Source organism: Arcticibacter tournemirensis (assembly GCF_006716645.1).
Taxonomy (GTDB): Bacteria; Bacteroidota; Bacteroidia; order Sphingobacteriales; family Sphingobacteriaceae; genus Arcticibacter; species Arcticibacter tournemirensis.
Genome location: NZ_VFPL01000002.1, coordinates 413,723 through 438,783, shown reverse-complemented (window position 1 = coordinate 438,783; position 25,061 = coordinate 413,723). Strand labels below are relative to the sequence as shown.

Annotated in this window: 24 protein-coding genes; 7 read left to right on the top strand and 17 right to left on the bottom strand. The window is 41.8% G+C overall.

Annotation, left to right across the window (positions count from 1 at the left end; genetic code table 11):
* Positions 1-4: 4 nt before the first annotated feature.
* Positions 5-940: a nucleotide-diphospho-sugar transferase gene (locus BDE36_RS23360; RefSeq protein ID WP_141816922.1), complete on the bottom strand. Its 936-nt coding sequence runs from the start codon at positions 938-940 to the stop codon at positions 5-7.
* Positions 941-943: 3 nt separating this feature from the next.
* A complete protein-coding gene (locus BDE36_RS23355) occupies positions 944-1,669 on the bottom strand; it encodes a glycosyltransferase family 2 protein (protein WP_141816921.1) in 726 nt (241 codons plus the stop codon).
* A gap of 167 nt (positions 1,670-1,836) precedes the next feature.
* On the opposite strand from BDE36_RS23355, the gene BDE36_RS23350 reads away from it, so the two are divergent.
* On the top strand, positions 1,837-2,892 hold the full coding sequence (locus BDE36_RS23350) for a glycosyltransferase family 61 protein (RefSeq protein WP_141816920.1): 1,056 nt from the start codon (positions 1,837-1,839) through the stop codon (positions 2,890-2,892).
* Here the strand turns inward: BDE36_RS23350 and BDE36_RS23345 are convergent.
* The 6 genes from BDE36_RS23345 to BDE36_RS23320 form a co-directional block, all read right to left on the bottom strand.
* On the bottom strand, positions 2,887-3,837 hold the full coding sequence (locus BDE36_RS23345; RefSeq protein WP_141816919.1) for a glycosyltransferase family 10 domain-containing protein: 951 nt from the start codon (positions 3,835-3,837) through the stop codon (positions 2,887-2,889). The genes BDE36_RS23350 and BDE36_RS23345 overlap by 6 nt on opposite strands.
* Before the next feature lie 154 nt (positions 3,838-3,991).
* Entirely contained in the window at positions 3,992-4,741 is a 750-nt protein-coding gene (locus tag BDE36_RS23340) for a glycosyltransferase family 2 protein (protein ID WP_141816918.1), read from the bottom strand.
* A 23-nt stretch (positions 4,742-4,764) separates the two neighbouring features.
* Positions 4,765-5,733 carry a nucleotide-diphospho-sugar transferase gene (locus BDE36_RS23335; RefSeq protein ID WP_202618113.1) on the bottom strand — a complete coding sequence of 323 codons (969 nt, stop codon included), beginning with the start codon at positions 5,731-5,733 and terminating at the stop codon, positions 4,765-4,767.
* A gap of 26 nt (positions 5,734-5,759) precedes the next feature.
* Entirely contained in the window at positions 5,760-6,506 is a 747-nt protein-coding gene (locus BDE36_RS23330; RefSeq protein WP_141816917.1) for a glycosyltransferase family 2 protein, read from the bottom strand.
* A 97-nt stretch (positions 6,507-6,603) separates the two neighbouring features.
* Positions 6,604-7,749, bottom strand: coding sequence for a glycosyltransferase family 9 protein (locus tag BDE36_RS23325; protein ID WP_141816916.1), 1,146 nt, complete (start codon positions 7,747-7,749; stop codon positions 6,604-6,606).
* A gap of 46 nt (positions 7,750-7,795) precedes the next feature.
* Complete coding sequence (locus BDE36_RS23320) at positions 7,796-9,616, bottom strand: ABC transporter ATP-binding protein (RefSeq protein ID WP_141816915.1); 1,821 nt, start codon at positions 9,614-9,616, stop codon at positions 7,796-7,798.
* Positions 9,617-9,741: 125 nt separating this feature from the next.
* Between BDE36_RS23320 and BDE36_RS23315 the strand changes: the two genes are divergently transcribed.
* Positions 9,742-10,602 (top strand): glycosyltransferase family 2 protein, encoded by an 861-nt coding sequence (locus tag BDE36_RS23315; protein ID WP_141816914.1) that lies wholly within the window; start codon positions 9,742-9,744, stop codon positions 10,600-10,602.
* A 7-nt stretch (positions 10,603-10,609) separates the two neighbouring features.
* Here the strand turns inward: BDE36_RS23315 and BDE36_RS23310 are convergent, their stop codons facing one another.
* The 5 genes from BDE36_RS23310 to BDE36_RS23290 form a co-directional block, all read right to left on the bottom strand.
* Positions 10,610-11,317 carry a glycosyltransferase family 2 protein gene (locus BDE36_RS23310; RefSeq protein ID WP_141816913.1) on the bottom strand — a complete coding sequence of 236 codons (708 nt, stop codon included), beginning with the start codon at positions 11,315-11,317 and terminating at the stop codon, positions 10,610-10,612.
* Positions 11,318-11,321: 4 nt separating this feature from the next.
* Positions 11,322-12,170: a glycosyltransferase family 2 protein gene (locus tag BDE36_RS23305; protein ID WP_244939643.1), complete on the bottom strand. Its 849-nt coding sequence runs from the start codon at positions 12,168-12,170 to the stop codon at positions 11,322-11,324.
* Entirely contained in the window at positions 12,151-12,942 is a 792-nt protein-coding gene (locus BDE36_RS23300) for a glycosyltransferase family 2 protein (RefSeq protein WP_141816912.1), read from the bottom strand. The genes BDE36_RS23305 and BDE36_RS23300 overlap by 20 nt, the downstream gene beginning before the upstream one ends.
* 66 nt (positions 12,943-13,008) lie before the next feature.
* Positions 13,009-14,001 carry a glycosyltransferase family 9 protein gene (locus BDE36_RS23295; protein WP_141816911.1) on the bottom strand — a complete coding sequence of 331 codons (993 nt, stop codon included), beginning with the start codon at positions 13,999-14,001 and terminating at the stop codon, positions 13,009-13,011.
* A gap of 45 nt (positions 14,002-14,046) precedes the next feature.
* The gene (locus BDE36_RS23290; protein WP_141816910.1) at positions 14,047-15,027 is read right to left on the bottom strand and encodes a glycosyltransferase family 9 protein; all 981 of its coding nucleotides are present in this window, start codon (positions 15,025-15,027) and stop codon (positions 14,047-14,049) included.
* Between the two features lie 640 nt (positions 15,028-15,667).
* On the opposite strand from BDE36_RS23290, the gene BDE36_RS23285 reads away from it, so the two are divergent.
* The 5 genes from BDE36_RS23285 (at position 15,668) to BDE36_RS23270 (ending at position 21,161) form a co-directional block, all read left to right on the top strand.
* The gene (locus tag BDE36_RS23285; RefSeq protein WP_128769912.1) at positions 15,668-16,927 is read left to right on the top strand and encodes an OmpA family protein; all 1,260 of its coding nucleotides are present in this window, start codon (positions 15,668-15,670) and stop codon (positions 16,925-16,927) included.
* Positions 16,928-17,098: 171 nt separating this feature from the next.
* Complete coding sequence (locus BDE36_RS23930; RefSeq protein WP_170205944.1) at positions 17,099-17,239, top strand: DUF6728 family protein; 141 nt, start codon at positions 17,099-17,101, stop codon at positions 17,237-17,239.
* A 3-nt stretch (positions 17,240-17,242) separates the two neighbouring features.
* Positions 17,243-17,623, top strand: a complete 381-nt coding sequence (locus tag BDE36_RS23280; protein ID WP_141816909.1) for a RidA family protein — start codon at positions 17,243-17,245, stop codon at positions 17,621-17,623.
* Positions 17,624-17,639: 16 nt separating this feature from the next.
* A complete protein-coding gene (gene recG, locus BDE36_RS23275; RefSeq protein WP_141816908.1) occupies positions 17,640-19,736 on the top strand; it encodes an ATP-dependent DNA helicase RecG in 2,097 nt (698 codons plus the stop codon).
* Between the two features lie 153 nt (positions 19,737-19,889).
* Entirely contained in the window at positions 19,890-21,161 is a 1,272-nt protein-coding gene (locus BDE36_RS23270; RefSeq protein ID WP_141816907.1) for an MFS transporter, read from the top strand.
* Positions 21,162-21,396: 235 nt separating this feature from the next.
* On the opposite strand, the gene BDE36_RS24390 is transcribed toward BDE36_RS23270, so the two are convergent.
* The 4 genes from BDE36_RS24390 to pyrH form a co-directional block, all read right to left on the bottom strand.
* Positions 21,397-21,549 carry a PLD nuclease N-terminal domain-containing protein gene (locus BDE36_RS24390; RefSeq protein ID WP_420837442.1) on the bottom strand — a complete coding sequence of 51 codons (153 nt, stop codon included), beginning with the start codon at positions 21,547-21,549 and terminating at the stop codon, positions 21,397-21,399.
* A gap of 249 nt (positions 21,550-21,798) precedes the next feature.
* The gene (locus tag BDE36_RS23260) at positions 21,799-23,547 is read right to left on the bottom strand and encodes an ABC transporter ATP-binding protein (protein ID WP_141816905.1); all 1,749 of its coding nucleotides are present in this window, start codon (positions 23,545-23,547) and stop codon (positions 21,799-21,801) included.
* 90 nt (positions 23,548-23,637) lie between these two features.
* Positions 23,638-24,201 (bottom strand): ribosome recycling factor, encoded by a 564-nt coding sequence (frr, locus tag BDE36_RS23255; RefSeq protein ID WP_141816904.1) that lies wholly within the window; start codon positions 24,199-24,201, stop codon positions 23,638-23,640.
* A gap of 38 nt (positions 24,202-24,239) precedes the next feature.
* Positions 24,240-24,947 (bottom strand): UMP kinase, encoded by a 708-nt coding sequence (pyrH, locus tag BDE36_RS23250; protein WP_141816903.1) that lies wholly within the window; start codon positions 24,945-24,947, stop codon positions 24,240-24,242.
* Positions 24,948-25,061: the final 114 nt, after the last annotated feature.

Sequence of the window (25,061 nt, the reverse complement as noted above, 5' to 3'; positions counted from 1 at the left end):
CTTTTTATCGTTTAAACAGCCATCGTTTGATTCTGCGGCTGATACGCTTTTCCTTCTGTTTCTTCTTTTCGATGGAGAACTCAACATCCAATATCGCAAGGTCGGCCATTTTAGACGGCAATATGACGTGAGGATGCCGCAGGACTTTCTCCGGCTTACCGTGAGGCAGGTTAGCGACCCGGCCATCGAGATCTACTGTGTGCGTTGCATCTTCACGAAAGCCAATGTTTGAAACCAGGTTGTCATTCGGTATGGCGCAAAGTCCGTTGTTGAAGAAATTGATAAACTTTAGCTGATAATCCCAGGTGTCTATTTCGTTGGCCTTAAGTCGTTTAAATATATCCGCATATTCCTTAGTTACAAGTGGTTCGTTAAATAGGACATCGAGACTTGTTATAATATCTCTTTCATCAAACTGAAGCAGATCAGGATCGTATAACTGCCATACCCGTCTCCAGCTTGCCCACCCCCAAACTTCCAGGAGGTTCGAAAAGTAATAGCTCGCATCTCCCCACTTCCTGCCTTGCTGAAAATTACAACCTGCTATCTGGAAAATGCGGGTATCATACCGATATTTCTCCAGGAGTACGTCGCAAAATCTGAAAAAGTCTTCAGATGGCAGGCAGTCATCCTCGAGTATGATGCCTTCTTCTTCTTGTTTAAAAAACCAGTCGAGCGATTCTGAAACAGCATATTTGCAACCCAGATTCTCTTCGCGAAATAGGGTCTTAACTTCGCAGGACCAATCGATATTATCTATTACACTGCGCGCCTGTGCACACAAAGTTCTATCATCAGGCCGGCTGTCTCTCGGACCGTCAGCTGCAATATATAGCCTCGAAGGCTGTGCATTACGTATCTGATTAAAAACGAGTTGAGTGGTATCGGGCCTGTTGAATATAAGGAAAAGAACCGGCGAAGACGTATGGTATGCGGACATTTATTATTTCTTTCTAGACTTTAACTGTTTCCACTTGTATCTGAGATATACGGGAAAGCTGCAGTGTTTTTTTACAATCCCCGGGAAATCCTCATCAAAAAGCGGATCGGGAGTAAATTGAGAAACTCCTCCCTGCGCAAAGTTAGCAATTAGAATCGGATGATACTCCTTCTGGAATTCAGGATCATTCCAGCACTGGATATTGAGCAAATGATCTCCCCCGGTTGGATATTTTTCACTGTACTGATATTTTTCGAAAACCCTTTTGGGATAAATTACGCTGTGGTGGCAAATGCAGTCTTTTGTAAGTCGATACCGAGTAAACTCACCTCCCAGGATCATGTCGCCCCACGAGCATTGACCGTAATAGATCGTTTTTGAGTCCTTCAGAAGAACAGCAAGCTGGGAAAATTCGGGATAGAGACTGTCATCAGCTCCAAGGAAATAGATCCAGTCGCCTTTCACATGTTCCAGACCTTTATTCATAGCATTAAAGATGCCGTTGTCAGGTTCGCTTTTCCAGAATGCTATGCTATCGTTGTTCCGTTCAAGGATTTCGAGAGTGTCATCCGTACTCCCGCCATCAATAATAATATGCTCTATCGCAGGATAAGATTGCGACTGAATGCTATCGATGCATTGTTGAAGGTGTCTGCCTGCGTTAAATGTAACCGTGATGATGCTGATCAGAGGAGAATCGTTTTTATCCAAGCCGTTTCGTTTTATCATGAGCAAGCATTTTATCAAGCGAAGATAAAAATGTTTTAAGTACGTTTTGAGGAAAACGGATGGAAATGATTTATAACTCAATTCCTAGGGGGAAGAAAGCATAAATAATAGGAGTCTAGAAGGGAGTTATATCTATCATTTGATAAATTTGCCGATATTCATCTTAAATGCGCCATACTTCTGTTACACCATCTATGGAGATCCAAAGGAGAAAGCCTGAGAACTACGTTGAGGGAGAGCTGGATTTTTGTAAAAGGGAATTTTCATACCCAACCTATGATGTTCAGATCCTCACTCTGAAAAATAGGCTAGTAAGCTTTCAAGGGTTTGTATATGATGATTATTTTAAAGTAAATAAGAAATCGCTTTTAAATCCAGAGCATTATAGAGGCTTTTTCAATGCAAAACATTTTATAAAGAAGGTTTGGTTGCGGGGAAAAAGAGAGGCGAATCGAGACGAGAAATATCTTTTAGCTTTTGATGAATGGACCGATGCTCATTATCATTGGTTCACTGATTTTCTATCAAGGGTTTACGCTGCAAAGGAGATTATTAAAGATCATATATTATTATTGCCAGATCATTCTGCTTATATAAAAGAGACGGGCATTCGCTCACTGCAGCTTTTAGGTTTAAAGCCTAAAGGAATTGAATTTATAAAGTTTCGCGAACTTCTGAAGGTACAGCAATTAACGCTGGTCACTCACGCCTGTATGCCGGGTTATATTAATGATCCTTTGATGAAACAGATTCGTGATGAATTGAGGAAGAATCTTGATCTTGATTCAATAGTCCCTAAAAGAAAGCTCTATATTTCCAGAGATAAAGCCGGGTACAGAAAAATATTGAATGAGCAGGACGTATGGGATGTACTAAAGTCATTCGGCTATGAAATTGTCCGATTTGAAGATATGGATCTTTTTCATCAGATAAGGCTCTCTGCATCGTGTAAGTCCTTAGTCTCAATACATGGCGCCGGTCTTACTAACATGTTGTTTATGAAGCCTGGTAGTTCCGTCCTTGAATTTAGAAGAGACAGGATCTATCACAACCAGTATTACTGGCATCTAGCAGATTCACTCGATTTGAAATATCACTATCTCTTTGGTAAACCCGATATGGAAGATCAGTATATTGAAGGCGAAGGTTGTAATATTACGATCGACATTCATAAATTGAAGGGAGTATTACAAAAGATGGAAGACGGATCGCCGATTTCATAACAATAGATCAATCCTTTTCTTCAACTCGCTGATTGTGTCAAGCACAAACTCTGCTGCCGTCGGCAGAAATCGTTCCTGGGATATAAATTCCCTGTATAGTTTTTCGTTAGAATGGAGTTCCGCGACCTGCTTCTTCAATGATTCAAGGCTCTCAGGACCTGAGTAAAAGAGAACAGCATCTTTGTTAATTACATTAGGCTCGGGGTTGTTGTTGCTTCCCATATATATTGGTATGCATCCAGAATTAATAGCTTCGAAAAGCTTTTCAGTAACATAACCGTCGCCGTCGGAATTCTCCGGACAGATATTGAATTTATAACGAGTTAGGAACAGTCGTTTGTCATCCGCGCAGAGTTCTTTAAGATCGTTCGTGTTGTTTAAATAAGATCCGCCGCTGTCAACCTTTTCGATTTCGCTCAAGCTATGGTAGATCGCAGGCCTGGCACCATCTCCATCGTGACTGCATACCATGCAACAGAACTTACGGGAAGAAATGTCGTCATGATTAAAATGCGACATATTATAGACTGCCTTTCTGATCATTTGCGGATTCAAAGCAGATGGTATAAAGTAGAGAATCCATAGCGGAAAACGCAGGTAGTTCTGTTCCTGTAAATGTTCAAATCCCAATACCAGATCAACCTCTGCAAGACAATGATCGCTATATTCGGAATAGTTGTCGATGTTTTCGCTCGTAAAAAATAGCTTTACAGGACTTCTATTCAATTTAATCTTCGAACGGGTACCATATACTGAGAATACCGCAATCTCTTTCTTTGAAGAGAGTTTGTCTGGAAATTCACTGTGAATGAAATTGTAGAACCATACATCTTCAGGCTTTTTTATATTGCAAAAATTAAATAATTTCACCGGAGACCCTTTGCATAGCTCTTTGTCCTTGCTGTATCCCCTTAAAAGATGTATGGTTTCTTTTATTTTTCTCATTTGACTTAGTTCCTAAAGTTGCAGACAAAGATGATGTTTTCAGACAGATCTTTATTCACTACCTCTCTGCGATACTAGGAAGAAAACATAAATCGATGGGGAAACAATCTGTTCCTGTTCCCCAATTCACATTATTACAAACGAAAATTATGCGCTATATAAACTGGCGCCGGCGTTTTCGTGTCGCTTGTTGTTTCTTATACTGACCGAATCTATATTTTAGAAAGTCTTTCATCGTTAAATGTTTCTTAAGAATCTCGTTGAAATCCTTTTTAAATATTTCATCTGTGCGTTTCTCCGAAAGGCCGCCCTGAGAAAAGTTGGCAACTAAATACGGATAGTAATTTTTGTCAAACTCATCATCTGTCCAACACTGGATATTCAGGAAATAGTCAGCTGAGATTTGATATTTCTCTTCATAACGATATTTTTCAAATACTTTCCTGGGATAGAATATACCGTGGTGGCAAATACACTCTGTCGACAGTCTGAGCGGAGTAAATACTCCTCCAAGGATCGTATTACCCCAAAGACAGCTGCCGTAATAGATCGTTTTATCTCCCTGCGAGACAGTGGCCATCTCACTAAACCCTTCGTACAGGAAATCGTCTGACCCAAGGAAATGGATCCAATCGCCCTGTGCGCGGTCCAGAGCTTTATTCATGGCATGGTAAATGCCTTTATCTGGCTCGCTTATCCAATACGCTAGTTCTTTATCGTATTTTTTTAGTATTTCTACAGTTCCGTCTTTGCTTCCACCATCAATGATAATATGTTCAATATTAGGGTAAGGTTGAGATAGAACGCTTTTAATACACCTTTCAATATGGCTGCTCGCGTTTAGCGAGACGGTAATAACGCTAATTAAAGGGGGAGAGTTAAATGCAAAATTGTTCGTTGCCATAGTAGTTATCTAATGTATTATATCTAGTGTTTAAAAAATTGCTTAACACGGTTCCTCAGCTTTCTTTTGTTTTTTTCTACAAGTCTTGCTTCCTCTTTTTCCTGAGCACGCCGTTCTTCAATATTGAAGTCATGGTTAAGGGTATAGACGTCCGCTTCTTTTTCCGGAAGAAAATAAACCGGGTGAACCAATGCTTTTAATTCGCCAAGCGGGATGTTTGCATTTGGGTTGTCTGGAGAAAGTGTATGAGTTGCGTCTTCTCGAAAACCAATATTTGAGATTAAATTAGTGTTTGGAATGATAGTCAAACCATTGTTGAAGAAGTTAATGAAGCCAAGTTGATAATCCCATGTATCAATCTCGCCTTCTTTTACCATTCTAAATATTTCTGTCCAGGTTTCTACTATCAGGGGATCGCTAAAAATCTTCCCAAGTTGTATCGCTACATCCTTTTGTTCGTATTTCATAAGATTTTTGTCATAATCAATCCACGCTCTTTTCCAAGATGCCCAGCCCCACACATGGGTCATATTCGCGAAATAATAGCTTGCATCTCCCCTGGTATTTCCATATTGTAGATTACTCCCTCCTATATGGCGAATCCTTGTATCAAACCTGTATTTTTCCAGCAGTTCATCGCAGAAAAAAAAGAAGTCATTAGCAGGCAGGCAATCATCTTCAAGAATTATACCATCATCCTCCTGGCTGAAGAACCAGTCTAAGGCAGAGCTAACTGCATTTTTGCAACCAAGATTGTGGTTTCTGAAGAGGATTTTTACATCACAATCCCAATCAACCAGCTTTGAAACTGCTCGCGTTTCGGTACATAAAGATTCTTCTTCAATTCGATCTTTCCTCGGGCCGTCGGCTGCAATATATAGTCGGGTTGGTTTTGCTTCCCTTATCTTTTCAAATACCTTGTAGGTTGTATCCGGCCGGTTAAAGATAAGGAAGAGAATAGGGGACTTAGTGAGATAGGGTGTTCCTGTCATTTGGGTAATAGTTGAATTTGGATATATTAATAGAGGAGGTCGTTATCTATATCAATCCCTCTTTTTTTATTCTTATAGCACCTGTATTTATATCGAAGAAAACAAATAACTCCAAGGTGCTTTCGGATCAAATAGGGTTTATCCTCGTAATACAGGAAATCTCTGTTTTGAGCAGAAAAACCTCCTTCCGAATAATCCGAAATTACAATAGGATAATACCGCTTCCTGAACCTGTTATCACCCCAGCATTGCATATTTAGTACATGATCTGCTCTGGATCGATACTTCTCGTTATATTGATACTTATCAAATACTGCCCTTGGATAGAAAATGCTCTGATGACAGACATTTTCTTTCGTAAGTTGATAAGAATCAAATTTCTGTCCATTGAAAGAGTTTCTCCATTTGTGATTTCCATAATAGATAGTGTTTTCATCTTTAAGCTTATAAGCCATCTCGCTAAAGCCTGGAAAAAGGATATCATCAGCTCCAATGAATAGAATCCAGTCTCCGGTAGCATACGTCACCGCCTTGTTCATAGCATTATAAACGCCATTATCCAGCTCGCTTTTCCAGAAAGCAATCTTATTTGTGTATCTTTTGAGAATAGCAGGTGTATTATCCTTACTGTTCCCATCCAGAATGACATGTTCTATGTTCGGATAGGATTGAGACAACACCGTATTTATGCATCGTTCTATATATTTTTCAGCATTGAGTGTTACGGTTATGATACTCACTTTAGGTAGATCGCTGTTCTGAGCAAATGACATTATTAATTTAAAGTATGATTACTGATAATAGTAACGAGTTTTTTATTGAATTCGATACAGTGTTATTTCTATAAGGGTAGATGTTTAGAGGGTACCTTCAAATCTCTTGCAGGGCCTTGACTATCGAATTCCACACTCTTTCAGTGTTAATTCTTGATATACAAGGATATGGATTGCCGTTGTCTTCATAGAATTTACAGTTCCAACTGCAGTTATAACAAGGTATTTCATCGAAAATGCAGACGGGCTTGAATGACATTTTCTTTGAATAAGGCATGAATCTTCCAAAGTGTCCGCCACCAAGGATGCAGATTACGGGAGTGTGGGTGGCTGCCGCTATATGAACGGTATTTGTGTCATTGGATATTACCAGTCTGGAGGAGGCTACTATTTGAATCAGTTCGGGAAGGCTGCTCTTACCTGTGGTATCAATAATCCTCGAGGTGTCACTTAAATTACCCAGCAAATAGGATGTTATAGGAATTTCTGCCGGCCCTCCTGCCAGAATGATAGTGTCGGAAGTGTGGAGTAACAGTCGTTCTATTATTTCAAGGAATTTCTCCTTTTCCCAGTTCTTTTTTATCCAGCTGGATCCTGCAAAAATAAGAATGCCACTTTTTTCTGATTTTCTAAAGGGGAGAGAGAGAGGTGTCATCTGACTCTCTTCTTGGTTTGTGACTTCCTGAAAGAAAAAATGGTTTCTTTCATATTCATGATGAACATGTAGGGGAAGCTTCAGCAGTTGTGTATACAGTTTATCAGTTTGTTTTTTATACCGTGGGTGATGCTCGTTATCGCTGTTATAAGCAATTGACTCTTTTCCAGAAGCCAGTGCCGCAAGGCCATTTCCCATCAATGTTCGTGAGTAAGTAGATTGTAGAACTACTTCGTATTTGCGCTTGAAGAGCATCCAACCAAGCTTAAATACTTCTTGTGGTTTTTCGTACAATGGATCTTCATTAATGAAATAGAAGTTGGAAACTACATCTTTGTCGTATTCCAGAGCAATGTCTTTCCAGCTGTTATTTCCTAGAAGCTCAATTTGGTAATCTTTATACTTCTCCGAATTTTTAAGGACTTCGAGGAAATTGCGGAATAGAATATAATCGCCGATAGCGTCAATCTTTACAAGCAATATCCTTTTCTCTGGTTTTCTAAACCTTGCGAGGACGTGTAATAGCCGGGAAATTTTGAGCAGAATGAAGCGAACGAGCCTGAATTTCTTCTTGTTTTTAATGTACATAGCGATCTTCTGCTACTTATACGGTAAATCTACCAGGTATGCGACATCATTCACTGAATGTCTGCATTTCTACCAGCCTTTTATATACACCGTCATCTGTCATCAGTTCAGAATGTGTACCCTTTTCAATGATCCGTCCCGACTCCAGCACGAGGATTAGGTCGGCATCCTGGATGGTGCTTAGCCGGTGAGCGATAACAAGGGTAGTCCTGTTTTTCATGAGTCTGTTCAGAGCATCCTGGACAAGTCTTTCTGATTCGGTATCTAAGGCTGACGTTGCTTCATCCAGCAGCATAAGCGGAGGATTCTTTAAGACTGCACGGGCGATATTAATACGCTGTTTTTGACCGCCCGACAACTTAATCCCTCTGTCGCCAATGTTGGTTTGGTAACCATTATCAGTGTTAATAATAAAGCTGTGAGCATTGGCTATCCTGGCAGCAGCTTCAACTTCTTCCTGTGTAGCATCAGGTTTGCCAAAAGCTATATTATTAAAAATAGTGTCGTTGAAGAGAATAGATTCCTGATTTACAAATCCCATTTGTGCACGAAGGGAGTCCATTTTGATCTTTTTAATGTCAATTCCGTCAAAATAGATCGTTCCGCTTTTTGGCTCTATAAATCTCGGTATTAAGTCCATCAAGGTCGATTTACCTCCCCCCGACGGGCCCACAAGGGCAATCGTTTTGCCCCTGGGTATTTTAACGGAAACGTTATCGAGAATGGTCTTTTCACCATACGCAAAAGTAACGCTATCAAGAAGGATGGAATCTTTAAAATCATTCACATCTATCGCATCAGGCGCATCCTGAATATCTGGTTTCATGTCGACCAGCTCGAGTATACGTTCGCCTGCCGCAAGTCCTAAGTTGATACCTGTAAAAGAGTCAGATAACGCTTTGGCCGGGCGGGTCAATTGCGAGAAAATCGCAATGTAACCAATAAATGCCTGGGCTGACAGCTCTCCGCTTCCACTTAGTACAAGATTACCGCCGTATAATACAATGAAGGCTACCATGAGTACTCCCAGGAATTCGGAAATAGGTGAGGCTAGTTGTTGTTTCTTCGCCATCTGCCGACCGATCTCAGAGAAGTTTTCGTTCTCTCTGTTAAACTTTTGTTTAATGAAGCTGGCAGCGTTGAACGCCTTGATTATTTTAACACCCGAGAGCGCTTCTTCGAGATTGCTCACCATCATCCCGAAAGATGCCTGAGAGCCCGTAGCTTGATTCTTAAGGCTCTTTACCAGCCGTGCAATAAATATGGCAGAGATGGGAATGAAAAGAATAGATACAAAGCTTAGTTTATAAGAGATAGAGAACAGAGTAAATAAGTAGGCCAGTAATTGAAAAGGCTCCCTGAAGATTACCTGCAGGGTTCCGCTTACAGTGAATTGAACAACCTGAACGTCATTAGTTATTTTAGAAAGAATATCTCCTTTTCGCTCATTGTTGAAATAACCCAGATGCATATTCATCACGTTGTCGAAAACGGTTCTTCGTATGTTAAGCAAGGTATGGATACGAAGGTTTTCCATGATTCTCTGAGAGAGGTATTTAAACAGATTGCTCAATAATACCGATATGATGATAACTACGCAGATGAACTGCAGTGCACCGTAAGTGCCGTAAGCCCTGTTAATCTCCTGGGAGTAATATCGAAAGTTGCCCATCATATTAAAGATGCTTTCAGGCTTTGTATAAACGGTGGTTCCGGCGGCAGTATCGAAAAGAAAGGTTAACAGAGGAACTATAAGAGCCAGGTTCAGCGTATTAAATAATACAGACAGCATCGTCGTCACGACATAGGGTATCGCAAACTTTTGAATCGGTTTTGCAAAAGATAATAATCTGAAATATGTCTTCATTCAATGAGTTAATCTGCAAAAGTATTAAAAAACCTCAGATAGTCGGCGAAATCTAAATCAGTTCAGATGAATATGACCTTAGCTTTAATATTTATCTTTGGCAGCTACTAAAATAAATGCGGCACATGTTACCCAAAATATCCATTGTAACACCATCCTATAATCAGGGCCAGTTTTTGGAGGATACAATACGTTCCGTTTTAAGCCAGGGTTATCCCAACCTTGAATATATTATCATTGACGGGGGAAGTACTGATAATTCGGTTGAGATAATTAAGAAATATGAGGAGCATCTGACTTATTGGATCAGTGAAGCTGATGGGGGACTGTATCATGCCCTACAGAAGGGGTTTGAGCGGTCAACAGGGGATATAATGGCATGGATCAATTCCGACGACATGTATCACAAGGTCGCTTTGTTTACAGCAGCCAAGATTTTTCTTCAATTTCCTGACGTAAAATGGATCATGGGCAATAATACCTTCTATAATGAAGACGGGCACCCCTTCACGTTTGATAAGGAGCCTTATGAGCAGCGTTGGTCGAAATGGAGAATGTATCTTTATAAAGGAAAATTCATACAGCAGGAATCGGTATTCTGGCGGCGTGATTTGTGGAACAAGGCAGGCGCTTTCATAGACTGCAATTATTCTTTAGCTGCTGATTTTGATTTATGGCTGAGGTTTTTCAGGCATGAAAAACTATATACCACTTCTTTTATGCTTGGAGGCTTTCGCTTCAGAAGGGAGAATCAAAAAAGCAATCAGCAGCGGGGAGAATATCTGGATGAGGTACGGGTCTTACTGAGACGGGAGAAGGAAGCAAACGGTGACAGCGCCCGTATTATGTATTGCTCCGTTCTATTGTATCTGGTACGGTTGATACCTATAGAAAGTTTAAGAGCAAAGGCGACCTTGAAGGTTCTTAAGCTACCGCGTAAAATCGTATTCAGTCTTACCCATGGTTTTGCTTTCAGCAAAAGGTAGTAAGTTCTCAAGAAGATGAAAGACGGGCTTTAAGTTTTTTGAACAGAAATCGCAGCCAGATGGCTACTCCATAGTTTTTTAGTATCAGGTTTGCTTTCCTTTTTTCAAAAAGCAAATCCTTTTTTAGAGACGAAACACCAGTGTGATTGAATATCGCAATAATATAGTCCCTGAATTCAAATCTGAAATCTTTGTCTTTCCAACACCACATGTTTAAGATATGATCGGCGGAAATGGGATACGTAGTGTCAAATTTATACTTCCTGAATACTGACACAGGGTAAAACATAGCCTGATGGTTAATTCCGGTCTTCGCATGGTGGTATGGGGATAATTGGCCGAGGTATTTTTTTCCGTCTTTCAACACACTGCCATAATAAATTGCCGATGCGTCTTTCAGTTCATAGGCCAGCGCTGAAAAGTCGGGGGTCAGCTCATCGTCTGCTCCAATGAAGTATACCCATTCACCTGAAATGTGGTCCAGCGCTTTGTTCATGGCGTCATAAATGCCACTGTCCTTTTCGCTTTTCCAGAATTTGATCCTGCTGCTGTTAGCCTTTAAGATATCGATAGTGCCATCAGTGCTGGCACCATCTATTACAATGGTTTCAAGAGAAGGATATTCCTGCCGAAAGATACTATTCAGACAATTTTGTAATAGTTTTTCTACGTTATATGTAACAAGAATAACTGATATAAGTGGCGTAGCAGACATCTCTTTAGATGCTTATCCCTGTCCTTAAGTTATAATACTGACTTATTCCCCTTTGGCAATACGTGATCTTGTGTTTGATCGCATTTGCAAGCCTGGTTTCATTTTCATGGCTTTGGGCGCGGCAGTTCTCTGAATGATAAATATGAAAGACGATACCTCCGAATTTTATAGCCCGTTTCTTAATTCCTGAGTTGATCAGTCGCACGGCTATTTCATTATCTTCTTTTCCCCAGCCCTTAAATTCTTCATTATATCCGTTCACCTTGATAATATCGTCCCTCCAGAAAGCCATATTGCACCCGCGGAGATAAAGCATGTCTTTCTGTTTATACCTATCTGCAAAGTAATCCCGCAAGAACTTTATTCTGAGAATATTAAAATGGTTTTTAACTCCTGAGCTAAACACAGAAGCGTTGGTTACCCGCGTGCTCAATAATTCTTCTGAAAGGCTCTTGTTCATCAATACTCTGCTGCCGGTAATAAATGTTCCGGGCTTGCTAAGCTCGATATGGTCTTTAATGAAGTGTTTGTGCAGTACCAGGTCGCCATCAATTTGTATAATATACTCATGACGGGCATGAGCGATTGCTTTATTCCTGATCTTCGCTAACTGGAAGCCTTCATCTTCCTGCCAGACGTGGATTAAAGGCACCGGAAAAGAAAGTCGTATTTTATCTATGAGCTCAGCTGTTTCAAATGTCGAGCCATCGTCGGCAATAATTACTTCATCCGGAAGCACAGATTGTCTGGTAACACTTAACAGGCACAGATTGAGAGCTTCGGGCCAGTTATAAGTGGAGATAATTAAAGATGTCTTTATTCCTCGCTTCATATCAATTGTAACTATATCCATTAACACAGGTTTTTGTTTTGTTTTTTATAGTTGTTTGTATTATTTGAGAATGAAATGGTTCATTTTCTTTAGATGTCTCTGCATGATGCAAATGAAACTGGATTGCGCACAGTTTAACGATCTTTTTCATAATACCATTGTTGATGAACCGGGTTGCCAGTTCTTCGTCTTCATGGCCCCAGCCATTGAGATCAGTGTTATAGCCATTTACAGCAACAAAATCATCTTTCCAAAATGCAAGGTTGCTGCCCCTGACACTTCTGCCTGAATTCTCTTTCCGAATTCCCAGTGCTTTAAGAAGAGGCAGATGCAGGGCATTCAACCGGTGATATACTCCTCTGGAAAAAGCATTTACATTGATTTTGCCCTTGTTCAGCATCTCATTTGTTTTTTCTTCTGTTAACCTTGCCCTTGTTCCGCGAACGAATGTGCCGTTCTCAGAAACATCTAAATGATCTTTTATAAAGAACGGATGAAGGATTACGTCCCCGTCCACCTGGATGATGTATTTTCCTACACTTTGTCTTACTGCCGTATTAAGGATCCTCGTCTTTCTGAACCCTCTATCTTCATGCCACACATGGATTAAAGGGACTGGAAACTCTTTTTTAAATGAATCAATCAATTGCTTCGTCTCTATACCCGAGCCGTCGTCGGCAATCAGTACCTCATCGGGCAGCACCTTTTGAGCCGCCACGCTTAAAAGACATAGTCTTAAAGCCCCGGGCCAATTATAGGTGGAAATAAGCAGAGAAGACGAAATAACTGACATTCATTAAAAAAATTAACCTGATTATAAGCAGCGTATAGTCATCATACGATGATACCCCCAAAAACGCTACAGCTGTTTTGACCAATAATCGAGCCGGTCATAAACCATGTCGGCAGTAATGGAATCCATATCCGCATTTGTACATTCAATATACTCGGCTTTTTTGCCTATCGGAGCCCACCGCCCTGCATGTATAGGTCTTACATTGGGAAAAAGTCCCAGTGCATTCAATCCTAAAGCAGCGGCAATATGCAGCGGACCAGTGCCAGAGGCTACCAGACCATCGCATTTGCTTATGAAAGCTATAAACTGCTCGAGCGTTAAGAGTCCTGTTATATCCGTTACGTCGTCTTTATGCTGGGAGAGCCAGCTGTCAAGAAGAGCCTTTTCAGTGGTCGATCCGCTGACAAACAACTTGAATTTAGATTTGTCAAGCTTTTTAATCAGCTCCGAATAGCGTTCAAGGCTCCATTCTTTCCCGCTTCCCTTTGATTTAGGGTGTAATATCAGGTTAAAGCGTTCGTTTGAAAGAAGCGAACAATATTCTTCCTGTAAATCGGGTAGCTTACTCAGACCATAGTATTCTGATATTTCTTCTTTACTATGTGCGGTTGGGATATTTATCCCCTTTAATAACTTGATGTTTAACTGCGACTCGTGGAAGTTAGAATGTTTCCTGCTTAGGCGGATCAGGCAGTTACAGGTAAACCAGTGATAAATACGGTTAGTAGTACCTATCCGTAATGGAATTCCTGTTTGCCGGGCGATTAAGGCTATCCTTTTCTTAGGAAATACGTGGATGATCGTATCGATCCTTTTAAGTCTGAGGAAATGGACGGCATCCTTATCTGAAATGGACTTCCATTCGTCGTAATCAATAAATTCATCCACATGAGTACTCAGCTGCACCACCTCTTTCGTGTACAGCCGGCCTAAAAAAGAAATTTTGCAGTCGGGATAATGGGCTTTTATGAGACCGCATACCGGCAAAGTAAGAATTACGTCGCCAATTGCATCGGTCCTGCTTATTAGAATATGTTCGGGTTTCTTAATTTTCATAAAAGCTTTATAGCTGCATTTAAACTACGAATATATGAACGCTCATTATATCCACTTTGTAACTTTTTCATATACCATATCAACGGTAATCGTGTCCATATCCGCATGCTTGCACTGCAGATGCTCTGCCTTTTCTCCTATGGGGCCCCAGCGTCCCGCATCCTTGGTCTTTATATCGGTGTAAAGTCCTAACGCGTGAATTCCCGATGCCGCTGCGATATGAAGCGGGCCGGTACTTGCGGCTATCAGGCCGTCGCTCGAATTAATAAATGAAATAAACTGTGTTAAAGATAATTTCCCGCAAATATTGATCACTCTGTCACCCTGTTCTTCGATCCAGGGCTTTAGAATCTCATTTTCTTTACGGGACCCACTGATAAAGATTCTGAATTTCGCTGGGTCGAGCTTTTGTATCAGCCCGGTAAAGTTCTGAAGTCGCCACTCGAGACTGTTACCATGCGATTTTGGATGAAGGATCAGATTAAACTTGTCTTCAGAAAGCATTTGCCGGTACTCATCCATTAAGGGCTCAATCCTCTTTAGCCCATAGTATGCCGGAATTTCGGACAGCGTCAGCTTCTTCTTTATATTAACTCCCTTTAGAAGCTTTACATTTAACTGGGCTTCGTGAAGCGGTGAATTCTTTCTGCTAAGCCTGACAAGCTTATTACAGGTATACCAATGATAGACCCTGTGAGCAGTGCCAATTCGTAGTTTGATGCCCGCCTTTTTGGCGATTCTGGCAAGACTTTTATCGGGCCTTAAGAAAATCACCGTATCTATATTTAATTTAGAGAGTTGAGCGACACCTTCATCTTCGCTCTGATGGGTTAACTCATCCTGATTTACGAAGTTGTCAACGAAAGTACTTGACAGTGCAATCTCCCTTGTATAGGTTCTGCCAAGAAACGATACTTTACAATCAGGAAAATATTCTTTTATCAGTCCGCAAACAGGAAAAGCAAGGATTACATCACCAACAGCGTCATTTCGGGAAACCAATATATGTTTTGGTGTATCATTCATATGAAGAGCTGCAATAATATCAGATAAAAATAATGAAGGTTATCTTTTGTATAAATGGCATATATATATTCTGTTCTAAAGACAAATGTGCGAAAAAATTAACCAAGCCACGAGACTGTCATTTGAATTGCTTCTTTTTCTGGTCACTATTGAGATTTTGAAGAGGATATTTATTAAAAGGCAAGTTTCTGTTACCTAGGTGAATTAAATCGTTTTATTGTTAACTTTTCCGACAATATGTAGTAAAAACAGTACTTTATGGTGTATAGGAATTATACAACTGTAACTTTTTTACTAGCCAGGCTGCCACTGTCAGGTGTGTCATGTTCACTAATCTGTAAAATTTGCAAGAAGCTTTCAAAAAACGGTGATTGCTGATATCTGAATCGCATTTCTGTCTTATCAGGTTAACATTCAATGTCTTGTATTAGGACGGAGCAATGCCGATAACTGCTTTTATACGAAAGATTCTTTAATTTGTTACCTTATTTAACTTATTCAACAAACCTTTTCTGAAGATAATTTGTTTATGGTAAAGAAAATGGTACAAAGTTTGATTATTTGGCGATATCAAAGTTATGATTAAATTTGTGACAAATTACGCAATTAAAAATTTGTTTAACCTTAAAACAAACAGAACATGAATTATTCTACAATTAAGAAAGTTGTAGCTGGTTCCCTGTTAATGATGGCAGCTACTGCAGCCTCAGCTCAGGATACCACTATGACTTCGACCTCTACTGCCACGGTGTTTGGCGGAAGAGCACAGTACAGAACCTGGTCTATTGGTGTAACTGGTGGGGTTTTAACTCCTATCGTTGGCTTTGGATCAAATGATTACAATGACTGGGATGCTAACTTAGGTTATGGCCTGTTCATTAAAAAACAACTTGCTCCTTCCTTCGCTTTAAAGCTGGATGGTACAATGGGCAAGCTTTCTGGTACTCGCGATGATTATCAGGGAGGTGTTGGTGATTTCGAAACAGATCTTAACTACGCAGTATCTTTAAAAGGTGTTGTTAATGTTGGAACTGTATCTTTCCTTAGCAGAACCAAGAATGTTGGTTTCTTCATTAACGCAGGTGCTGGTTTAACCGGATACGATCCAGGTGATGCTGCTGGCAGCAGAACTGAACTGTTCATCCCGGTTGGTGCAGGTATCAGCTTTAAATTAGGAGAAGTAGTTGCATTAAACTTAGGTTACGATGCTAACTTCCTTGATGCTGATAACCTTGACGGAACCTGGACTGGTGGTACTTCTAACAAAGACAAATGGTCTTATGGATACGCTGGTCTTGAATTCACTCTGGGTAACTCTAGCAAACCAAGTTTACAGTGGTCAAACCCTGTGGCTTTAATGTATGATGAATTAAAAGATCCTACATTACGTCAGGAAGTTGAAGCTCTTAAAACTCGCGTAAGCACTTTGGAAAATACTGTTAACCAGCTTTCTGCTGATGCTGATGGCGATGGTGTTTCTGACAGATTCGACAAATGCCCTGGTACTCCTGCTGGAACTGTTGTAGATGGCGCTGGTTGCCCTCTTCAGTTACCTACTGCTGACAGTGCTTCTGCAAGCTACTCTAACATTCAGTTTGAATTCGATAGCTCAGTATTGAGAACTTCTTCTTATCCTACTTTAGATAAGGTTTCTTCTGACTTAAGAGCTAACTCTTCTTCTACTTTAACTTTAGAAGGACATGCTTCTGCTGAAGGTACTGAAGCTTACAACATGAACCTGTCAAGAGACAGAGCTAATTCTGTAAAGACTTACCTTGTTAACTCAGGTGTTGACGCAAACCGCGTTACAGTTAAAGCTTTCGGTGAAAGCCGTCCACTTGCTTCAAATTCAACTGAAGAAGGACGTGTTCAGAACCGTCGTGTTGAAATCAAAAAATAAGATAATATAGTATTTAAGCATATTATCAAAGAGGGCTCCCGTCAGGAGCCCTCTCTTTTTTTGCTCTCTTTTTGAATTCTGTGCACGAAAGAGAGCGATGTTGCTTAATAAGCTTTTAAACTTGCATATAAAACAAGTTTATCTTAGTTTGCATCTAAATAATTCATCCTAATGGCTATGTATTTTTTCAGGAGAAGAAACCCCGACAGGCCTCAGAGCTTTAACCTGAAGGTGATGCACATTATTAACGCAATAGCAATACTCATATTCCTCGCAGGAATTATTTATAAACTCATAGACTGGCTTTCTTAAAATATGAAGCAGATTATCAAAACCCCGAATGCTCCAGCGCCAATTGGCCCTTACAATCAAGCTATTGTTGCAAATGGTTTTTTATACGTTTCAGGACAGATAGCGATCAATCCTCAAAACAATGAATTGGTGCTTTCCTCTGTAGAGGATGAAACAAAACAAGTGATGGATAACTTATCGGCTATACTGGCGGAAGCAGAATTTAGCTTTGAAGATATTGTGAAAACCACCATTTTCCTTTCTGATATGAGCCTGTTTCCTGTCGTTAACGAGATTTACGGTTCGTATTTTACAGGCGCTTTTCCTGCACGCGAAACTATTGCCGTTGCAGGGTTGCCTAAAAATGTGAATGTGGAGATCTCTGTAGTGGCAACTAAAGCGTAAGCAAAAAAGCGAAGGTTTGAACTTAGACACGCCTATTGAGTACCTGAAAGGAGTAGGACAGCAAAAAGCTGAACTGCTGAAGAAGGAGCTGGGTGTTTATACGTTTAACGATTTATTACAGCATTTTCCTTTCCGCTACGTAGACCGTACAAGGTTTTACAAAATCAGGGAGGTATCTGCAGATATGCCCTCGGTTCAGGTAATAGGGAGGGTCTTATCAAAGGAAATTATTGGTGAGAAGCAGTCGCGGCGGCTGGTGGCTCAGCTGAAGGATGATACCGGCGTACTTGAGCTCGTGTGGTTCCAGGGTATTCGCTGGGCCGACAAATTAGTCCAGCCGGGTGCCGTGTTTATTGTGTTCGGGAAGCCGACGGAATTTAATGGCAGGTTCTCCATTTCTCACCCGGAGCTGGAGTTATATAATCCATCTGCAGTAAAACAGGGAAACCTCACCTTGCAGCCCGTCTACAACTCTACCGAAAAGCTGAAACAGTCGTTTCTGGATACTAAGAGTTTACAACGTCTCCAGGCATCGGCTTTGGAAATTGTTGGAAGATCCATCCAGGAAACCATTCCCGATTATCTTCGTTCAAAGCACAGGCTGCTTAATAAGGCTGACGCTATTCAGCAAATTCACTTTCCTCAGAACCCGAATAGTCTGGAAGCGGCGCGACATCGCCTGAAATTTGAGGAACTGTTCTTTATCCAGTTAAAGCTTCTCAGAAATAAGCTTCTACGTACCGGCAAGTTTCGCGGGCTATTGTTCGGGCAGGTGGGAGAGAAATTTAATGCCTTTTATTCGGATAAATTACCCTTCGATCTTACCAATGCTCAAAAGAAGGTGCTAAAGGAAATCAGACAGGACACTCAAAAAGGTATCCAGATGAACCGGCTGCTTCAGGGGGATGTAGGTAGTGGCAAAACCGTGGTAGCCTTAATGAGTATGCTCTTGGCCATTGATAATGGTTTCCAAACTTGTATGATGGCTCCTACCGAAATCCTGGCAAAGCAGCACTATGCTTCTCTTGAAAAGATGATGGGCCAGGGATTTATTAACATGGCCTTATTGTGCGGCTCTACGCCTAAGAAGGAACGCAGGATAATACACCAGGCTCTGCAGGATGGATCACTCAATATACTGGTAGGCACCCATGCACTCATTGAGGATGAGGTACAGTTCAAGAATCTGGGACTTGCTGTTATCGATGAGCAGCATCGTTTTGGAGTAGAACAGCGGGCGAAGTTATGGCGAAAGAACAGTGTTCCGCCTCATGTGCTGGTGATGACGGCGACGCCTATACCCCGCACCCTCGCGATGACCCTTTACGGCGACCTTGACATCTCCGTTATTAACGAACTTCCTGCCGGCCGGAAGCCTATTAAGACTATCCACTTGTTTGAAAGCCAGCGCTTGCGGATGTTTGGGTTTATGCGGCAGGAGATCGCAAAGGGACGTCAGGTCTATATCGTTTATCCATTAATAAAAGAGAGTGAAAAACTGGACCTCTTGTATCTTGAAGCCGGAATTGAAGCCATATCACGTGAGTTTCCCCTTCCGCAATACAGGATCAGTATCGTCCACGGTAAGTTGAAGGCTGCAGATAAGGATTTTGAGATGCAGCGGTTCGTGAAGGGCGAGACGCAGATTATGGTGGCAACGACGGTTATCGAAGTTGGCGTAAATGTTCCGAATGCCAGTGTGATGATTATAGAGAATGCCGAACGTTTTGGCTTGTCGCAGCTGCATCAGCTGAGAGGCCGTGTGGGGCGCGGAGCGGAACAGTCGTATTGTGTGCTGATGAGCGGGAATAAATTAAGCAGGGAGGCTAGAATACGGCTTCAGACGATGGTTAAAACGAACGACGGTTTTGAAATATCCGAAACCGACCTGCAACTACGCGGACCTGGTAATATTGAAGGTACACAGCAAAGTGGTGTGCTCGACCTGAAACTGGCCGACCTTGCCCATGATCAGCACATCCTCCAGGAAGCAAGAGATGCCGTCATCCGGATCTTTGAGGATGACCCTGAACTGAACACAGATAAAAATGTTCTCTTAAAAGAATACTTTCTCCGGAAAACTCCTGCGATTAGCTGGAATAAGATATCGTGAGGATAGTATCAAGTGTCTAGTATCAAGAATCAAGATACAGGAATCAAGTACCAAGATACAGGTATCAGAATACAGGAATCAAGATGGATTATGTATATTTGTTCATTCTGAAAGCTTTTTGCCGACACCCGACTGCCTATAGCTACTAATAAAATGGATACAGATAGTTCACAGCCTCCCCGAAAAGATGCTTATGCCGCTCTGCGGTTTCCCGAATTCCGTGCTTATTTAATAATGAGGTTTTTCCTGACATTTGGTTATCAGATTCAGGCGGTGGTAATTGGGTGGTATATCTATCATTTGACGAAAGATCCCCTTTCCCTTGGCATGATTGGTCTTTCGGAGGCTATTCCAGCTATCGGCATTGCACTCTATGGAGGTTATGTAGCTGACAAATCGGAGAAGACCGGCTTACTTAAGATCATTATTGGCGGCATGTTCACCTGTTCTGCCATCTTATACCTCATAACTCTTCCGGCATTGACCGCTAAACTGGGAGCCGGGCATATTGTCGGAATTGTATACGTCATGATTTTCTGTATAGGTATCTGTCGCGGTTTTATGGGGCCTGCCACGTTTTCGATCATGGCACAGGTGGTTCCACGCGAGCACTATCCCAATTCCTCTACCTGGAACAGTACCGGCTATCAGGTTGCTTCCATCGCCGGACCGGCAGCAGGGGGACTGATTTACGCGTATGGGGGTGTTTCGCTAACTTTCCTAATTATACTAGTGTTTATGATTGCAGCTTTCAGCTGTCTTTTTTTTCTAAGGAAGATGCCGCCGCAGTTCGTCCCCCGGGAAAATATATTTCAGAACCTTTCGGTGGGTATAAAATTTGTGTTCAGTAACAGGATGATGCTCGGCGCGATGAGTCTCGACATGTTCTCCGTGTTTTTCGGAGGGGCCGTTGCCCTGATCCCGGTAATTGCCAGTGAGGTGCTGCACGTAGGAGCAGAGCAGTTCGGACTTATGCGTGCGGCACCAGCCGTTGGTGCAGTAATTACGATGTTGATTATGGCCCGCCATTCCCCTATGAATAAACCCTGGCGGAACCTTTTAATTGCCGTCACCGGCTTCGGCGTTTCCATCATTTGTTACGGACTGTCTACCAGCTTTTATCTTACTTTAATATTCCTCTTCTTTGAAGGAGTGTTCGATAGTGTAAGCGTGGTGATCCGCTCCACCATTATGCAGCTGCTAACTCCCGACGATATGCGTGGCCGGGTTTCAGCGGTGAACTCTATGTTTATAGGCTCTTCCAATGAAATCGGGGCATTCGAATCCGGGCTCACAGCTAAGCTAATGGGGACTGTTCCTGCCGTAATTTTTGGAGGAACCATGACGCTTATAGTAGTGAGCTTAACGTATCTGAAAACGAAGGCTCTGGTACCGTTGGGGTTGAAGGAGATCCACGAAAAATAACAAGAATGTAGTCAGTGGCCGGCCATTAGGCTTGCCCTTAAGCTGGCTTCTGTATCAAACTGAAGCCTTTCTGGCAATAAAGTGTAACACTTTTACCCCCTAAGGCAATTGGTCTAGTGTTAATTTATACGTAATAAGTACTAAGCTTAAAGCATAACGACCGATAGTAAGAAACAAGTCATGTTTGACTTAACATAACACTAGTAGTATGCTAAAACCATGGAGTAACCTGCGGCTAACGATGGTATTGAATCTTCTGGTTTCTCACTGCCAATAGGTAGATAAGGGATCCGAAAAAAGGCGCTAATATTATTACAAGGCACCATAAAGGTTTTATGCTACGATCTTTGAAATCTGAGCGTAAGACATCCACAAGGCAAAAAATCATAAGGATCAGCGGCAATAAAGCGACTATTAAAAGTTCTGATGCTCCGATGTTAAGGAATAGTAATGTGTTCATTGTTGGTTTTTTTATAAATATAGAAAAACTTTTTTCACTATTTAACGCTAGCTAAAGCTGATTGCTAATCTCTGCCAGCTAATTGCGTTCACCATTTCATGCCAGTCAAATCTGATTGCTGATTTCTGACAGCTGACAACCTTCCCGAAAGAAAACTTCGTTTTCTTTCGGGAACTACTACACCTCTTCCCGCTCCCCGATTTGTTGTCTCCACATGGCGTAATACAAGCCTCTTTCTTCGAGGAGCTCGTGATGACGCCCCGATTCGGCAATATCCCCTTTCTCAAGCACATAAATACGATCAGCATGCATGATGGTAGAAAGTCTGTGAGCGATGAGGATAGTGATTCGTTCGTCCATTACCGATACATCGCGAATCGTTTTGGTAATTTCTTCTTCGGTCAGCGAATCGAGGGCTGAAGTAGCTTCGTCGAATACGAGAATATCCGGCCGGCGTAGCAGAGAACGCGCAATGGAAAGACGTTGTTTCTCTCCACCCGAAACCTTCACACCTCCTTCTCCGATCATCGTATCAAGACCTTTATCGGCCCTGGCTAGCAGAGTTTGACACGCCGCTTTCTGAAGAACTTCCATGCACTCTGCATCTGTAGCTTCGGGACGGACAAAAAGAAGGTTTTCGCGAATCGTTCCTGAAAACAACTGCGTATCCTGAGTCACAAAACCAATTTGTTCTCTAAGCTGGTCGAGATTGATATCAGAATAAGGGACATGATTATAAAGGATCTGACCCTCTTTCGGAAGATAGAGTCCAACCAGCAGCTTTACCAAAGTAGTTTTACCCGATCCCGAAGGGCCAACAAAGGCGATAGTCTGCCCTTTCTTTGTGCTAAAGCTGATATGATTCAAAGCATTCCGGTTGGCCGTAAGATGTTTAAAGCTGACGTTCTGGAAGCTCAGATCGGTAATATGATCAATCCTAACCGGGTTAGATGGCCTGACCTCCTTTGGAGTGCTCATAATGCTTTTAAAATTTGCCAGCGAGACTTCAGTTTCGCGATAGGTATTAATAATGTTGCCCAGCTCCTGAAGCGGGCCGAAGATGAAAAAGGAATAGAGGAACAACGAAAAGAATTCACCAATGGTGATCTGCCCGTCGTAGATCAGGAACATCATCAGAAAGATGATACCATTTCGCAGGAGGTTAACAAGCGTGCCCTGGACGAAGCTAAGACTGCGAACATATTTTACCTTCTTTAGCTCGAGGCCAAGGATTTTGTCGGTAGTGCTGTTTAATCTTTTTATCTCCTGCGAGGAAAGTCCCAAACTTTTCACCAGTTCGATATTGCGGAGAGATTCTGTGGTAGAGCCCGCCAGCGCTGTAGTTTCTGAAACAATGTTCTTTTGAACCACCTTAATCTTCTTGCTCAATACAGAGCTTACGGTCCCCAAGACCGGTATCACGGCAATATAAAAAACGGCAATCAGCCAATGAATATTAACCGCATAGATGAAAACGAAAATGATGCCGATAATGCTCGTAAAGAGTATGTTTATGGTAGCGATGATCAGCTTTTCGGTATCAATGCGAACTTTCTGTAGGATGCCCAGTGTTTCGCCGCTCCGCTGGTCTTCAAAAACCTGGTATGGAAGCTCGAGCGAATGGGCAAGGCCATCAGAATATATCCGGGCGCCCAGGCGCTGAGTGATCACATTGACATAATAGTCCTGGAAGTTTTTAGCAATCCTCGACACCATCGCCACGCCCATTGCTGCCAGGATAAGCATCCCCGCCCCCTTAAAGAATTCCTCAGTGGTGTAGTTTTGGTAATGTGTTACGTATTTATCGATGATCTTCCTGAAGATCCAGGGATCCAGGAAAGAGAAGATCTGGTTGATTGCCGCAAGGAGCAGGGCGAAAGCTATCAGCCCCTTGTAATTTTTCAGGTAATTGTAAAGCAGCTTCATTCTTACAAAAGTAATAAAGGGAATGACGTTCAAACACCATTCCCCTTATTATTACTTTATTCAGATGAATTTTTTGAGCTGTCAGCTTCGTCAGACGGTCATAATATCTTTTTCCTTCACTTCAGCCAGCTTGTCGACTTTCACGATATAGCTATCTGTGAGTTTCTGTACTTCGGCTTCGCCGCCTTTTATTTCGTCTTCCGACACACCTTCAGCTTTTAGGCGCTGAATTTTTCCATTTGTATCTTTACGGATATTCCGTATGGCAATTCTTCCTTTTTCTGCTTCTTCTTTCACTTTCTTCACAAGATCGCGACGGCGTTCTTCGGTAAGAGGAGGAACATTTAGGCGGATCACCAATCCATCGTTCTGAGGATTGAGGCCAACATTTGAGTCAACAATCGCTTTTTCAATTTTAGGGAGCAAAGCTTTCTCCCAGGGCTGAACTACCAATGTGCGTGCATCGGGAGTATTGACGCTTGCCACCTGTGTAAGCGGTGTTGGATTGCCATAATATTCAACCATTACACTGTCGAGCATGGATGGCATTGCCTTACCTGCACGGATCTTGGTCAGTTCACTATCGGCGTGATCGACGGCTTTATCCATCAGTGTTTTTGCATCGTTAAGCTGTTTCTTTATAAGGTCATTCATAAAAATCTTTATATCAGGCTATAAAATTACTTATTTTTTTATCCTCTTACTAAAGTTCCGATAGTATCTCCGTTTGCAATACGCATAAAGTTACCCGGTTTATTCATGTCAAACACGATGATCGGAAGCTTGTTTTCCTGGCAAAGTGTAAAAGCAGTCATATCCATAACATTCAGTCCCCTGTCGTAGACTTCCTGGAAGGTGATCTCATCATATTTTACAGCTTCAGGGAATTTCTCCGGATCGGCCGTGTAAATGCCATCAACGCGGGTGCCTTTCAATACAACGTCGGCCTGAACTTCTATTGCACGCAGGGAAGCGCAGGTGTCGGTAGTAAAATAGGGATTACCTGTGCCCGCTCCGAAAATCACAATACGTCTTTTTTCGAGGTGACGTACAGCCCGTCGGCGGATAAAAGGTTCGCAGATCTGCTCCATTTTAATAGCTGTCATAAGCCGTGTTTTAACGCTCAGCTTTTCAAGTGCATCCTGCAGGGCCATGCTGTTAATTACCGTTGCAAGCATACCCATATAGTCGGCCTGAACGCGGTCCATTCCTGATTTCTCAGCACTTAAACCACGGAAGATGTTTCCTCCTCCAATAACAATAGCAATTTCGATTCCTTTATCAAAAACAGCTTTAATGTCGCGTGCATATTGCAGCACCCGGTCGCTGTCAATGCCATACTGTTTATCGCCCATTAACGATTCGCCGCTCAGTTTTAAGAGGATACGCTTATATTTCATACGAGATTTAAGAAATGAGAAATGAGATTTGAGATCAGTTTACTTTTAATATTTTTTTGTATTTGATCCATTTGAACTTAATAGAAGAGTGGCTTTAGATGCCGGGCAAAGGTA